Annotated in this window: 14 protein-coding genes; all 14 read left to right on the top strand. The window is 43.6% G+C overall.

Going from position 1 to position 13,725, the window contains the following annotated elements:
- Window positions 1–104: 104 nt before the first annotated feature.
- Complete coding sequence (pyrF, locus tag AC6IZR_RS06290; protein WP_003011715.1) at window positions 105–797, top strand: orotidine-5'-phosphate decarboxylase; 693 nt, start codon at window positions 105–107, stop codon at window positions 795–797.
- Window positions 798–1,064: 267 nt separating this feature from the next.
- Entirely contained in the window at window positions 1,065–1,697 is a 633-nt protein-coding gene (gene pyrE / locus AC6IZR_RS06285; RefSeq protein WP_003014772.1) for an orotate phosphoribosyltransferase, read from the top strand.
- A 145-nt stretch (window positions 1,698–1,842) separates the two neighbouring features.
- Window positions 1,843–2,442, top strand: coding sequence for a hypothetical protein (locus AC6IZR_RS06280; RefSeq protein WP_497848273.1), 600 nt, complete (start codon window positions 1,843–1,845; stop codon window positions 2,440–2,442).
- A gap of 56 nt (window positions 2,443–2,498) precedes the next feature.
- A complete protein-coding gene (locus AC6IZR_RS06275) occupies window positions 2,499–2,990 on the top strand; it encodes a DUF3592 domain-containing protein (RefSeq protein ID WP_497848272.1) in 492 nt (163 codons plus the stop codon).
- Between the two features lie 125 nt (window positions 2,991–3,115).
- Window positions 3,116–4,618 carry a glycosyltransferase-like membrane protein gene (locus AC6IZR_RS06270; RefSeq protein ID WP_497848271.1) on the top strand — a complete coding sequence of 501 codons (1,503 nt, stop codon included), beginning with the start codon at window positions 3,116–3,118 and terminating at the stop codon, window positions 4,616–4,618.
- A gap of 278 nt (window positions 4,619–4,896) precedes the next feature.
- The gene (locus tag AC6IZR_RS06265; RefSeq protein ID WP_497848270.1) at window positions 4,897–5,550 is read left to right on the top strand and encodes a uracil-DNA glycosylase; all 654 of its coding nucleotides are present in this window, start codon (window positions 4,897–4,899) and stop codon (window positions 5,548–5,550) included.
- 9 nt (window positions 5,551–5,559) lie between these two features.
- Complete coding sequence (locus AC6IZR_RS06260) at window positions 5,560–6,024, top strand: NUDIX hydrolase (RefSeq protein WP_497848269.1); 465 nt, start codon at window positions 5,560–5,562, stop codon at window positions 6,022–6,024.
- Window positions 6,025–6,035: 11 nt separating this feature from the next.
- On the top strand, window positions 6,036–7,304 hold the full coding sequence (locus AC6IZR_RS06255) for a dihydroorotase (RefSeq protein WP_497848268.1): 1,269 nt from the start codon (window positions 6,036–6,038) through the stop codon (window positions 7,302–7,304).
- 14 nt (window positions 7,305–7,318) lie between these two features.
- Window positions 7,319–8,161, top strand: coding sequence for an SGNH/GDSL hydrolase family protein (locus AC6IZR_RS06250; protein ID WP_497848267.1), 843 nt, complete (start codon window positions 7,319–7,321; stop codon window positions 8,159–8,161).
- Window positions 8,130–8,762, top strand: a complete 633-nt coding sequence (locus AC6IZR_RS06245) for a YpmS family protein (RefSeq protein ID WP_497848266.1) — start codon at window positions 8,130–8,132, stop codon at window positions 8,760–8,762. The genes AC6IZR_RS06250 and AC6IZR_RS06245 overlap by 32 nt, the downstream gene beginning before the upstream one ends.
- A gap of 654 nt (window positions 8,763–9,416) precedes the next feature.
- Entirely contained in the window at window positions 9,417–10,979 is a 1,563-nt protein-coding gene (locus AC6IZR_RS06240) for a 2-isopropylmalate synthase (RefSeq protein ID WP_497848265.1), read from the top strand.
- A 12-nt stretch (window positions 10,980–10,991) separates the two neighbouring features.
- Window positions 10,992–12,029 carry a 3-isopropylmalate dehydrogenase gene (gene leuB / locus AC6IZR_RS06235; protein WP_497848264.1) on the top strand — a complete coding sequence of 346 codons (1,038 nt, stop codon included), beginning with the start codon at window positions 10,992–10,994 and terminating at the stop codon, window positions 12,027–12,029.
- A gap of 1 nt (window position 12,030) precedes the next feature.
- Window positions 12,031–12,309, top strand: a complete 279-nt coding sequence (locus AC6IZR_RS06230; RefSeq protein ID WP_041826301.1) for a DUF1294 domain-containing protein — start codon at window positions 12,031–12,033, stop codon at window positions 12,307–12,309.
- Between the two features lie 24 nt (window positions 12,310–12,333).
- On the top strand, window positions 12,334–13,716 hold the full coding sequence (gene leuC / locus AC6IZR_RS06225) for a 3-isopropylmalate dehydratase large subunit (RefSeq protein WP_497848263.1): 1,383 nt from the start codon (window positions 12,334–12,336) through the stop codon (window positions 13,714–13,716).
- Window positions 13,717–13,725: the final 9 nt, after the last annotated feature.

The raw sequence follows: 13,725 nt of genomic DNA, 5'->3' as shown, positions 1-13,725 counted from the left end.
TAGACGGTGAATCATGGTGGTTGTTCCTACCTAATTTTCGTGTAACCTTGCCTCGGGCAAGGTTTTTTTGTAGATAAAATGATCAATCAAAAAAGGAGTAATCCATGCGTGAAGAACGTCCTATTATCGCCCTTGACTTCCCAGCTTTCGAGGATGTCAAACACTTTTTAGAGCATTTTCCAGAAGACGAAAAATTATTTGTAAAAATCGGAATGGAATTTTTCTATGCAGTTGGTCCTGAAATTGTACATTACCTCAAAGGGCTTGGACACAGCATTTTCCTTGATTTAAAATTGCATGATATCCCAAATACAGTCAAATCAGCCATGTCCGTACTGGGGACTTTCGGAGTAGATATGGTGACAGTTCACGCAGCCGGTGGTGTAGAGATGATGCGCGAAGCCAAGGCAGCTCTTGGTGAAGGGGCTAAGTTGGTAGCCGTGACCCAGTTGACTTCGACCAGTGAAGAAGACATGCGTGATTGCCAAAACATTCAAACGACGGTCCAAGAATCAGTAGTTAATTATGCCCGTAAGGCCCAAGAAGCTGGCTTGGACGGCGTGGTCTGTTCAGCCCATGAAGTGGCATTGATCAAAGATGCCACTTCATCAGACTTTGTCTGTGTCACACCAGGGATTCGTCCTGCAGGAGCTGAAATCGGCGACCAAAAACGGGTTATGACACCACAAGAAGCCCATAAAATTGGATCAGACTATATTGTTGTTGGACGCCCAATCATCCAAGCAGAAAACCCATGGGACGCTTACCATGAGATTAAGAGACAGTGGAATAGTTAAGAACGTCTAAGAAGCTGAGCTTCAAGACGTTCTACGGAAAGTCAGATGGGACCTTTCCTAAACTATTCACTAACTTAGTTGAAAGAAAAATATCGTTTCTTTCAACTAAGTGTCGGAATACGTGTCGCTACTAAAAGTGAAACTTTTGTAGCTCTACGGGAAGTCCTATAGGACCTTCCCTAACTTACTCACTAACCTGTAAAGTTGTTCTTTAAATCTGTTTTGGATTTAATTCGTATATGATTAAAATCGTAAAAAGGAGTTATCATGTCATTAGCTAAAGATATTGCCAGCCATCTTCTAAAAATTGAAGCCGTTTATTTGAAACCAGAAGAACCTTTTACTTGGGCTTCAGGGATCAAGTCCCCTATTTATACGGATAACCGCGTGACCCTTGCTTATCCAGAAACTCGTACCTTAATTGAAAATGGATTCGTGGACAAAATCAAGGAAGCTTTCCCTGAAGTCGAAGTGATTGCGGGGACAGCAACAGCAGGTATTCCTCACGGAGCGATTATTGCGGACAAGATGAACCTTCCTTTTGCTTACATCCGTAGTAAACCAAAAGATCATGGTGCTGGAAACCAAATTGAAGGCCGTGTACCACAAGGTCAAAAGATGGTGGTAGTGGAAGATTTGATTTCTACTGGTGGTTCTGTTTTGGATGCTGTTGCAGCTGCGAAACGTGAAGGAGCAGACGTCCTTGGTGTGGTAGCGATCTTTACTTACCAATTGGAGAAAGCTGATAAGAAATTTGCGGAAGCTGGCGTTCAACTCGAAACCTTGTCAAACTACACAGAATTGATCCATTTAGCTGAAGAACAGGGCTACATTACTTCTGAAGGTTTGGAACTGTTACGTCGTTTCAAGGAAAACCAAGAAACTTGGCAAGACAAATAATAGGATGGAAGCGTTTCTAACGCTTCTTTTTTATACTCTTTTCACTAGTTGGTGGTTAACTTGAAACCCAAAGTAAAATCCTGTATGATAGTAGTAATTGTTTTTAATAGAGGAAGGATAAAAACTATTTTCAAGGGAGAAGAAGATGACAAAAAAACATTATTTGCAAATGAAGAAGCAGGCTCGGGTCTGGTTTACCTTCAATATCATCATCAGCTTGATTGCTATTACAGGAGGAATTTTAGTGATCATTAGTAAATCACGTCATATCCCATATTTACTAATGTGCTTGGGAGCACTGACCTTGATGAACCAAGTCTTGGTTACCCCTGCTTTCAACGCTAAAAAAGAAGCTGAGGAAGCACATCCAGAGTGGAAGGAATTATCCACTAAAGATTCTAAAATACCTGTGGAAGATCTGCAGAAAGGGCTTCTCGTATCAGCTCTAGCTCTTCTGATTGTCATTATTGGTTTTTTCATGTTCTATCGTGCTCTTCCGACAACAGATGCAGGAACTGAAGTAATCAAAACCTATCGCGAGATTCAGTCTGTTCCGGAAAGTTCAACAGATAAAGAATCTAGCACGTTCTCTAATTTAACACCACAGGATGTTCAAACTTTACAAGAATTGAAAGAAGAAATCGAATCCAATGCCCCATCAGATTCAAATTCACTAGATATAAATAAAGCAAAAGATCTTGCAGAAAAAGCACAGCAACAGAATTGGTTGAAAAGGGGAGAATAAGATTACTTTTCAAGTGGTTTGAAATCAACTAGTTTTTGTGAAAGGGTAAAAAACAAATGACAGTAACAACATTCTGGCTTAGTTTGGTCATTCTGACCCTTGTTTTCTTGATCATGCTGCTTATCTTTTACACCTTGTATCGTCGTGAAATTAAAGTGAAAACAGAATCAACCGCAAAAATTATGGGAGAAGTAGTTGCTTTTGATTCCAAAAATCAACTGCTTATTTCTCTGCCTGTGGTGGAGTATCAGGTCGGGGGCGAAAGATACCAAAAGACATTCACATATGCTTATTTTAGGGAGACTTCTTCCAAATTTAGGCAGGCCAATGTTTTCGATAAAACCTATGTTCTTGGAGCCGGCAAAAATCTGGATTTGCGGATGATATTCCCAATCGGGTCTCCCATGACAGTCTTTTATAATCCAGTCGACCCACAGATCGGTTTTGTCGAACGATATGCCGGCTTAGTCGGTTTCTATAAAATCGGAATGATTCTAACGGTTGGGATTTATCTTGGGTTAGTATGTATTTTAATCCTAGTATTTTAGGTCTGTTAGTTAAGGTTAAGAGTTAAAAATTGGTTGGATAAAATGAATGTATCCATAATTACCATTTTACAGTTGTTGATCACACCAAAACAGCAGAAATGCTGTTTTTTTGATATAATGGACCTATGTTATCGAAAAGTAAACGTATTCTATTTGGAATGCTTCATGTTGTCATGTTGCTAGTGATGGTCCACTGGTTCTTGATCAGTGTGACCTATCTGAGAGAGATTTCATGGCTAGCCATTTTAGGTGCTGGGTTGCTATTTCTGCTAGCCTGGCTGAAACGCGATGGGCTAAAGAGTGCCTTTGCTTGGTTGACTCGGCATAAAAAAGGCTTCTTGCTTGGAGCGGTTGTCTTTCAGTTGATTGTTATGGTCTGTGCGGAGCTCTTTATCCGTCGGGATGCTGCGGTTGTTTTCAAAGGGGCTTTTGATCTTCTTAAGCAATCTTCCATCACCAACTACCTCAGTCGCAATCCCAATAACATTCCGCTCTTTCTTTACGAGAAGTTTTTCTATGTCTTATTTGGCTCTAGCGGTCTGTGGGTCATGCAGGCTCTCAATATCTTCTATGTCAATCTGGGTGCAGTCCTCTTGTACAAGCTGTCCCAGAAGCATTTCAATCAAAAAACGGCTGATCTGGTCTATCTCTTCTATGTGAGCTTGATCTGTTACTCGCCTTATTTCTATTCCATGTATACGGACATTCCGCCACTTCCTTTGATCGCTCTTCAGTTATGGTGGGCTTTGGATCTATTAAAGGAAGATCAAGCAGTCTCCTGGAAGAAGATTGTTGGCTTGGGGATCTTATCTGGCGTATCCATGTTGATCCGTCCAACGACGATTATTGTCATGATTGCCTTTTGGGCTGTGCTCTTTTTCAGAGGAAATTGGAAGGCCTTTGGAAAGATTGCTACGGTGACGGTCATGACGACGGGCTTTGTCTTTGCAGGATTGAATACAGCGGTCAATCATCAAAGAGTTGTACCGATCTTGAAACAAGAAGGGCTGGCAAAAGGACCGCTCTTGTTTATCAATCTGGGCTTGACAGATATGGGGCACAACCAAGAAGATATGAAAGAAGGTTTGTTGGCCTATATCGATGAGGATAAGCGCTCGGATTACAACAATGGCCTCTTTAAAAAAGAAAATGTGATCAAAGAAATCAAACGCCGTCTCAAGGAATACGGACCGTTCGGTTTGATCGGGCATATCTACTACAAGCAATCCTTGACGGTAGCAGAAGGGACCCTCGGTTGGCTTTACCGAGATGTAGAGTATGAGAAGACGCCTTTTATCAATCCTCTCTATGCACCTCTTACTAAAAATAATGGTTTGGCAAAATGGGTGCGGACCTATTTCCTCAGCATTGATCGACCGCAGTACAAGTATTATGAATTTGTCAAGCAGCTGATCTGGATCGTCCTATCGGCTGGTTTGGTTGGAGCTTATCTCAAACGTCGAGATACAGATGATTTTAACTTCCTTTCCTTAGCGGTCTTTGGTGGTTTGCTCTTCTTAACCATCTTTGAAGGTGGGAAGACCCGCTACCTCATCCAATTCTTACCGCAAATTTTACTAGTCGCTTCGATCGGTCTAGCAGGATTTACCAAGAAAGAAAATACATAAAAGCTCTCGCTTGTTTGACAAGCAGAAAAAGAGAGTGGGACAGAAATCGGTAATTCGTTAGAATTCGATTTCGTCGTCCCACCTCCGCACAGTTGAGTAGGGCTGTAAAAGCTGATGAAATCAGCGTAGTAGAGACCACTCAACCACTGCGTCTTGCTCGACAATCCAAAAACAATTGAGAGGCTAGGACTTTTGTCCAGCCTCTTTTTTATCCAGTGGATCTGCGCCAAATGTGGTATAATGGAAGGTAAGAATTTATTGGATATCGGAGAGTTTCCATGCAGCATTCACCCTGGCATGAAGCCATCAAGTCCCATCTTCCAGAAGGGTATTTTCACCAGATCAATGACTTTATGAATGAAGTCTATAGCAAAGGAGTGGTTTATCCACCGCGTGACAAGGTCTTTAAGGCCTTGCAGACGACAGAGATGGATCAGGTCAAGGTCTTGATCTTAGGCCAAGATCCCTACCATGGACCGGATCAAGCGCAGGGCTTAAGTTTTTCTGTTCCGGATCATGTACCAGCGCCGCCTTCTTTGCAAAATATTCTCAAAGAATTGCGCTCAGATATTGGAGAGAAGCGGTCGCATGATCTGACCTCTTGGGCGGAGCAAGGGGTGCTCTTGCTCAATGCCTGTTTGACGGTTCCAGCTGGTCAGGCCAATGGCCATGCAGGACAAATTTGGGAGCCTTTCACAGATGCTGTGATCAAGGTGGTCAATGAGTTGGAGGAGCCTGTTGTCTTTATCCTCTGGGGATCTTATGCCCGTAAGAAAAAGCCTCTGATTACCAACGATCGACATTTGGTCCTTGAATCAGCTCACCCAAGTCCTTTATCGGCCTACCGAGGATTCTTTGGTTCCCAACCCTTTTCAAAAACCAATCAATTTTTGAAAGAGGCGAGACGTGAGCCGATTGATTGGTTAAGATAGGAGAAAGAAATGCCACAATTAGCAACGATTTGTTACATTGACAATGGGAAAGAATTTCTCATGTTGCATCGTAATAAAAAGCCCAATGATGTCCATGAAGGCAAATGGATCGGAGTTGGTGGAAAATTAGAACGCGGGGAAACTCCACAGGAGTGTGCGGCGCGTGAGATTTTTGAGGAGACGGGCCTTAGAGCCAAGCCAGTTTTGAAAGGGATCATTACCTTTCCGGAGTTTACTCCAGATTTGGACTGGTACACCTATGTCTTCAAGGTAACAGATTTTGAGGGAGAACTGATCGAGTGTAACGAAGGGACCTTGGAGTGGGTACCTTATAATCAAGTCCTCTCAAAACCAACCTGGGAAGGGGACCACACCTTTGTCGAGTGGTTGTTGGAGGATAAACCCTTCTTTTCTGCAATGTTTCGCTATGACGGCGACCGCTTGTTAGAGTCGTATGTTGATTTTTATGAATAAAGGAGAATGCAATGGTTGTCATTAAAAATGGTCGCGTAATGGATCCCAAGACTGGCTTGGATCAAGTGTGTGATCTTCGCATTGAAGGAAAGAAAATTGTAGAGATCGCTGAAAACCTCCCAACGGATGGACAAGAAGTCCTTGATGCTACTGGTCTGGTTGTAGCTCCTGGTTTGATCGATGTGCACGTGCATTTCCGTGAACCTGGTCAAACCCATAAAGAAGACATCCATACGGGTGCCTTAGCAGCAGCTGCGGGTGGTTTTACCCGAGTGGTCATGATGGCCAATACCAATCCGACCATTTCAGATATTGCGACCTTAGAGGAAGTCTTAGCTTCTGCAGCCAAGGAAAATCTTCACATTCATACGGTTGCGACAGTGACCAAGAACTTTGACGGTCAACACCTGACAGATTTTGAAGGACTGCTTAAGGCCGGTGCAGTAGGATTTTCAGACGATGGAATTCCCCTTCAAAGCACTAAGGTTGTCCGCCAAGCCTTGGAAGAAGCTAAGCGTCTAGGGACCTTTATTAGTCTTCATGAAGAAGACCCTGAGTTGAATGGCATTCTTGGTTTGAATGAGAACATTGCCAAGGAACACTTCCATGTCTGTGGTGCGACGGGTGTAGCCGAATATTCAATGGCTGCGCGTGATGCCATGATTGCTCATGCGACAGGTGCTCACCTCCATATCCAACACCTTTCCAAGGAAGAAAGTGTCAAGGTGGTGGGATTTGCCCAAGGATTAGGAGCTCATGTGACAGCAGAAGTGGCACCTCAACACTTTTCGAAAACAGAAAGTCTGCTCTTGACTAAAGGAAGCAATGCTAAGATGAATCCACCCCTTCGCTTGGAATCAGACCGTCTAGCAGTGATTGAAGGCTTGAAGTCAGGCGTCATCTCCGTGATTGCGACGGACCACGCGCCTCACCATGCGGATGAGAAGAATGTCCCTGATATTACCAAAGCACCATCTGGCATGACTGGGCTTGAAACTTCGCTTTCTCTTGGTTTGACCTACTTGGTGCATGCTGGCCATTTAAGCTTGATGCAATTGCTTGAAAAGATGTCCTATAATCCAGCACGTCTCTATGATTTTGATGCTGGCTATATCGCAGTGGATGGACCGGCAGATTTAACCATCTTTGATCCAGAAGCAGATCGTCTGGTATCGGATCATTTCGCTTCAAAAGCTGGAAATACACCATTTGTGGGCGAAACATTAAAAGGGAAAGTTGCTTATACAATCTGTGATGGACAAGTGATTTTTCAAGGATAAGCGATCGTATTTATATGAATTTTAAAAAAATGATGCAAGGCTTGGTTTTCTTTTTAACCAGCCTTCTTGTCTTTGTCTTTCTATTTCGTGCTTTGCTACCAACTGCATCTCCTCGCATGACCAAGCCCAAAACAGCTGCGAAAGAAATCACCTATACTTATGTAGCTCTAGGGGATTCACTGACCGAAGGAGTAGGGGATAGCACCAAGCAAGGGGGATTTGTCCCCATCCTTGCCCAAAGCCTGTCTAATGAAAATGACGGCCAGTACCAGCCTGTCAACTATGGAGTAGCTGGAAATACAAGTGCTCAGATCTTAGATCGACTCAAGAAGCAAACAGATCTTCAGAAGGATCTCAAAAAGGCGCGTGTCATGACCTTAACGGTTGGGGGAAATGATCTGCGCAAAGTCGTTGTCGATCATCTGAGTGACTTTTCCCTATCGGATATCCAAAAGCCGCTCAAGAGTTATACAGTGAACCTCAAAGAAATTATTACAAAGGCCAGAAAGGACAATCCCCATCTTCCTATTTATGTAGTGGGGATCTACAATCCTCTTTACCTGAATTTTCCTGAATTAACCAGTATCCAGACGGCTGTAGATCGTTGGAATGAGACGACGGAAGAAACCATCGCGCAATTTGATCAGGTCTATTTCGTTCCGATCAATGATCTGCTCTATAAAGGAATTGATGGCAAAATGGGCGTATCAGAAATCAGTGACGGGAAGACAACCGTTATCAATGATGCCCTGTATGAAGAGGATAGCTTTCACCCTAACAATACGGGCTATGAAAAGATGAAACAAGCAATATTGGAGAAAATCAATGCCACGAAGAAAACTTGGAGTCAAAAATAATCCCATCAAAGAGAAGGTCACCTTCCTTCAAAAAATCAATATTTGGAAATGGTTGTTTTTAGGCTTGGTCAGTCTTCTCTTAGCCTTTGCTTTAGTCGTGCAAGGACGCTTAGCGACGCCAAGAGAAGATGTTAGTCAGCTTCATCAAACAGTTGGCACCAAAGATGTCAAAGTTGGAACTATGACGACAACTCGTGATCAACTCAATGACACCATCAAATCGCTTCTGAAAAAATATAAGCTGTCCGACTACAAGGTCTATGCGGACAATCAGCAAATCCTATTAGAAGGGCAGTTGAGTCTCTTAGGGAAGGATTATCCCTTATACATTTACTTTCAACCATCCAAATTGGAAAATGGGAACATTCTCTTGACGGTGAAGGATTTTTCAGTTGGAACCTTTCAAATTCCACAAAGGATGGTCTTGCAGCTCTTGAGTAAAAATAAAAATATCCCAAAATTTGTTCAGATCTCACCCAAGCAGTCTACCATCACCATTGTATTGCCAGAAATTGACAATGACTTTGGAATCTATGTTAAGGCCAATACCATTGACCTCTATAATGACAAGATCGTTTTTGATTTGTATCAGAAGAAGTAGGGCGGAAGAGGCTATTCAAATTGAAGTCAAAGTCATCTTAAAAACTTTCCTTAGGCTCAATAATTCCGAGAGAGTGGGACAGAAATCGGTAATTCGTTAGAATTCGATTTCGTCGTCCCACCTCCGCACAGTTGAGTAGGGCTGTAAAAGCTGATGAAATCAGCGTAGTAGAGCCCACTCAACCACTGCGTCTTGCTCGACAATCCAAAAACAATTGAGAGGCTAGGACTTTTGTCCCAGCCTCTTTTCTCACAGCGGAAAGTTTCATTACATGATGTATTTGAATGATCCTAATTGTTAATATCATTATAATTTTTTAATAACACCTAGGTTTTCTTATGTAAAAACAGGCTGTCTATAGACTAAGTAGAATCAAAAGCTTTATTTTGTTCTATTCAAAAAATTCAGAATATTACGGAAAATTCTTGACATTGCTTTTTCCCTATGCTAAAATACTAAACAAGACATTGAACAAAGGAGAAAGTCAAACATGAAAACAGCTAAGTTTATTCAATTTGCTTTGTTGTTGAGGTATAAGGGCTAGTGCAGAAGCATTAGTCCTGTTTGGCTTACCAAGCGGGCAAAAACATCTCGCTTGGTTGACCGAGTGAGATGTTTTTCTTTATATCCACTACATAGAAATGAGGAGACCCTATGCGTAAAGTTGAATTTTTAGATACCAGCCTTCGGGACGGTGAACAGACTCCAGGAGTTAATTTCTCTATCAAAGAAAAGATTGCCATTGCCAAGCAATTGGAAAAATGGGGTATTTCTGCTATTGAAGCAGGTTTTCCTGCAGCTAGTCCGGATTCCTTTACTGCTGTTCAAGAGATTGCCAAGGTCTTGACCAAGACAGCCGTGACAGGTTTGGCCCGTTCTGTCAAATCAGATATTGATGCTTGTTATGAAGCCTTGAAGGATGCTAAGTATCCACAAATTCACGTCTTTATCGCAACCAGTCCGATTCACCGGGAGTTTAAACTCAACAAGACTAAGGAAGAAATTCTTGAAGCCATTAAAGAGCACGTTTCTTACGCTCGCTCAAAATTTGAAATTGTTGAATTCTCGCCAGAAGATGCGACACGGACCGAATTAGATTTCCTCTTGCAAGTCGTACAGACTGCAGTCGATGCTGGTGCTAGCTACATCAATATTCCGGATACAGTTGGTTTCACGACACCAGCAGAGTACGGTGCCATTTTCAAATACTTGATTGACCATGTCAAGACAGATCGCGAGATTATCTATTCCCCTCATTGCCATGATGACCTAGGTATGGCAGTGGCGAATAGCCTCGCCGCTGTTAAAAATGGTGCCCGTCGTGTCGAAGGAACCATCAATGGAATCGGGGAACGGGCCGGCAATGCGGCACTTGAAGAAATAGCGGTTGCTCTCAATATTCGCGAAGACTATTTCCAAGTTGAGAGTCCGATTGTCCTCAATGAAACCATCAACACTTCTGAGTTGGTCTCTCGTTACTCTGGTATTCCAATTCCTAAAAACAAGGCGGTTGTTGGTGGCAATGCCTTCTCACACGAGTCTGGGATTCACCAAGATGGGGTCCTTAAAAATCCACTTACTTATGAAATCATCACACCTGAGTTGGTGGGAGTTAAGAGCAACAGCCTTCCGCTTGGTAAATTGTCCGGTCGCCATGCCTTTGTCGAAAAACTGCATGAGTTGGGACTGGAATTTACAGAAGAAGACATCAAGCCATTGTTTGCTAAGTTCAAATCTCTGGCAGACAAGAAACACGAGATCACCGATGCCGATATCCGCGCCCTTGTTGCCGGTACAGCAGTGGAAAATCCAGAAGGATTCCAATTTAACGATCTCCGCTTGACAACCAATGCAGACGAAACGATTACAGCAGCGGTTAGCCTCCGCAATGAAGAAGGGGAAGTACTTGAATTCCTTGCTAATGGTCAAGGGTCGGTTGAAGCAATCTTTAATGCGATTGATAAATTCTTCAACCAAACTGTTCGCTTGACATCTTATAATATCGATGCAGTGACAGATGGGATCGATGCCCAAGCCCGTGTCTTGGTATCCGTGGAAAATGTTGATACAGATACGATTTTCAATGCCTCTGGTTTGGACTTCGACGTATTGAAAGCCTCTGCCATCGCTTATATCAATGCCAACACGCTGGTTCAAAAAGAGAATGCGGGTGAGATGGGACGAGCTGTCTCCTACCGTGATCTTCCACAAGCCTAAGAGGAACTGAATATGACAAAGAAAATTGTAACACTTGCAGGAGATGGGATTGGCCCTGAGATCATGGCAGCTGGACTAGAGGTTCTTGCAGCCGTTGCTCCCAAAATCGGCTTTGATTATAGTTTAGAAGACAAACCTTTTGGGGGTGCTGGGATTGATGCCGCTGGCCATCCTCTTCCCCAAGATACTCTAAAAGCAGTTAAAGGAGCGGATGCTATTCTTCTCGCAGCCATCGGGAGTCCTGAGTATGACAATGCTCCTGTTCGTCCTGAACAGGGCCTGCTCGCTATTCGAAAGGAATTAAATCTCTTTGCAAATATTCGTCCTGTACGAATTTTTGACGCCTTGAAACACTTGTCTCCTTTGAAACCAGAGCGTATCGAGGGTGTCGACTTCGTGGTCGTGCGTGAATTGACAGGTGGGATTTATTTTGGAGAGCATATCTTGAAAGAAGATACAGCGCGAGATATCAATGATTACAGTGCTGGAGAAATCCGTCGGATTATGCGCCAAGCCTTCAAGATTGCCCAAGGACGTGGCAAGAAAGTCACCAGTATCGATAAGCAAAATGTTCTGGCAACGTCTAAATTGTGGCGCCAAGTGGCAGAAGAAGTTGCTAAAGAATTTCCAGATGTGACCTTAGAGCACCAGCTTGTCGATAGTGCGGCCATGATCATGATTACCAATCCAGCCCGCTTTGATGTCGTAGTGACAGAGAATCTATTCGGAGATATCTTATCTGACGAATCGAGCGTCCTTCCTGGAACACTAGGCGTGATGCCATCTGCCAGTCATTCTGACCAAGGACCAAGTATGTACGAACCGATTCATGGTTCAGCACCAGATATTGCAGGTCAAGGCATTGCCAATCCGATTTCCATGATCCTGTCCGTTGCCATGATGCTCCGAGACAGTTTTGGAGAAACAGCAGGTGCAGAAATGATCGAAGAAGCCGTCAATCAAACCTTGAATCAAGGAATTTTGACGCGAGATCTAGGTGGTCAGGCTTCTACTGCAGAGATGACTGCAGCCATTATTGGGAATCTCTAAGATGACTTGGAGAGACCGCTGTTTAGTGCTAATCGCAATTTGGAATAGTATCGTATTTCTGACCTATGGCTTAGATAAACGAAAAGCTATCCAAAGCAGGTGGCGGATTCCTGAAAAGGTCCTGTTACTCGAGAGTTGGCTGCTTGGTGGATTCGGAGCTCTACTAGGTGGATATCTCTTTCACCACAAGGTGCGGAAATGGTATTTTCAAGCTACTTGGTGGGGCAGTAGCCTTCTTTTAGCAGGTGCCCTCTTTCTAATCCTTCAATGGATTTCCTAACAAGAAGATAAATGGAGAAAGACGATGAGTGGAAAATCTATCTTTGATAAACTTTGGGACCGCCACGTGATTACGGGAGTGGAAGGGCAACCCCAACTCATGTATGTGGACCAACACTACATCCACGAAGTGACGAGTCCGCAAGCCTTTCAAGGATTACGGGATGCAGGACGCAAGGTCCGACGACCAGATTTAACCTTTGGAACCTTTGATCACAATGTTCCAACGGTCAATATTTTTGATATTCGAGATGTGATTTCAAAAGCCCAGATTGATAAATTAGCTGAGAATGTGGTGGACTTTGGGATTGATCATGCTGCCCATGGTTCTGCTAAGCAAGGAATCGTTCATATGGTGGGCCCTGAAACCGGTCGGACCCAGCCTGGGAAATTTATTGTCTGTGGAGACAGCCATACCGCAACCCACGGAGCCTTTGGTGCCATTGCCTTTGGGATTGGAACCAGTGAAGTGGAGCATGTCTTTGCTACCCAAACCATCTGGCAAGTCAAACCAAAGAAAATGTTGGTTGAATTTACCGGAACCCCACAAAAAGGGATCTATTCAAAGGATTACATCCTAGCTTTGATAGCGCGCTACGGTGTTGCTTGTGGAGTTGGCTATGTCGTAGAGTATCGGGGAGAAGCAATTGATCGCTTGACCATGGAAGAACGCATGACCATCTGCAATATGTCGATCGAGTTCGGGTCCAAAATGGGGATCATGAATCCGGATGAGACGACCTTTGACTACCTCCGAGGACGCGAATGTGTGCCAGATGATTTTGAGGACGCAGTAGCTGATTGGAAGACTTTGGTTAGTGATGACGATGCCGTTTATGATAAGGTCATCCGTTTGGATGTATCTGATCTTGCTCCAATGGTGACTTGGGGGACCAATCCTTCTATGGGAGTGGACTTTGAGACTCCTTTTCCAGAGATTCGAGACATGAATGATGAACGGGCTTATCATTATATGGATCTCAAACCTGGCCAAAAACCAGCAGACATTGAATTAGGCTATATCTTTATCGGTTCTTGTACCAATGCGCGTCTCAGTGATTTGGAGTTGGCAGCCAAGTTTGTGAAAGGCAAAAAAATTGCACCAAACTTAACTGCTATTGTGGTACCTGGCTCTCGTCCGGTTAAGCAAGCCGCTGAAAAATTAGGCTTAGACAAGATTTTCATGGATGCGGGCTTTGAATGGCGTGATCCAGGCTGCTCCATGTGTCTAGGAATGAACCCAGACAAGGTTCCAGATGGGGTCCACTGTGCGTCAACTAGCAACCGAAACTTTGAAGACCGCCAAGGATTTGGGGCTAAAACCCATCTCTGTAGCCCAGCAATGGCCGCTGCAGCAGCAATAGCTGGTCGCTTTGTCGACGTGCGCCAAATGCCAGAAGTCCAGTAAAAGGAGGAA

This window comes from Streptococcus mobilis (genome assembly GCF_059727625.1).
Note: the sequence above shows the minus strand (reverse complement) of the source record. Positions and strands in the feature narration are given on the sequence as shown.

Excerpts from the sequence above, each read along its gene's own strand:
- AC6IZR_RS06245 (WP_497848266.1), top strand. The coding sequence starts at position 8,130 with ATGCCACGAAGAAAACTTGGAGTCAAAAATAATCCCATCAAAGAGAAG.
- AC6IZR_RS06275 (WP_497848272.1), top strand. The coding sequence starts at position 2,499 with ATGACAGTAACAACATTCTGGCTTAGTTTGGTCATTCTGACCCTTGTT.
- AC6IZR_RS06240 (WP_497848265.1), top strand. The coding sequence starts at position 9,417 with ATGCGTAAAGTTGAATTTTTAGATACCAGCCTTCGGGACGGTGAACAG.
- AC6IZR_RS06250 (WP_497848267.1), top strand. The coding sequence starts at position 7,319 with ATGAATTTTAAAAAAATGATGCAAGGCTTGGTTTTCTTTTTAACCAGC.
- AC6IZR_RS06270 (WP_497848271.1), top strand. The coding sequence starts at position 3,116 with ATGTTATCGAAAAGTAAACGTATTCTATTTGGAATGCTTCATGTTGTC.
- AC6IZR_RS06230 (WP_041826301.1), top strand. The coding sequence starts at position 12,031 with ATGACTTGGAGAGACCGCTGTTTAGTGCTAATCGCAATTTGGAATAGT.
- AC6IZR_RS06255 (WP_497848268.1), top strand. The coding sequence starts at position 6,036 with ATGGTTGTCATTAAAAATGGTCGCGTAATGGATCCCAAGACTGGCTTG.
- AC6IZR_RS06260 (WP_497848269.1), top strand. The coding sequence starts at position 5,560 with ATGCCACAATTAGCAACGATTTGTTACATTGACAATGGGAAAGAATTT.
- leuB (WP_497848264.1), top strand. The coding sequence starts at position 10,992 with ATGACAAAGAAAATTGTAACACTTGCAGGAGATGGGATTGGCCCTGAG.
- leuC (WP_497848263.1), top strand. The coding sequence starts at position 12,334 with ATGAGTGGAAAATCTATCTTTGATAAACTTTGGGACCGCCACGTGATT.
- pyrF (WP_003011715.1), top strand. The coding sequence starts at position 105 with ATGCGTGAAGAACGTCCTATTATCGCCCTTGACTTCCCAGCTTTCGAG.
- pyrE (WP_003014772.1), top strand. The coding sequence starts at position 1,065 with ATGTCATTAGCTAAAGATATTGCCAGCCATCTTCTAAAAATTGAAGCC.
- AC6IZR_RS06280 (WP_497848273.1), top strand. The coding sequence starts at position 1,843 with ATGACAAAAAAACATTATTTGCAAATGAAGAAGCAGGCTCGGGTCTGG.
- AC6IZR_RS06265 (WP_497848270.1), top strand. The coding sequence starts at position 4,897 with ATGCAGCATTCACCCTGGCATGAAGCCATCAAGTCCCATCTTCCAGAA.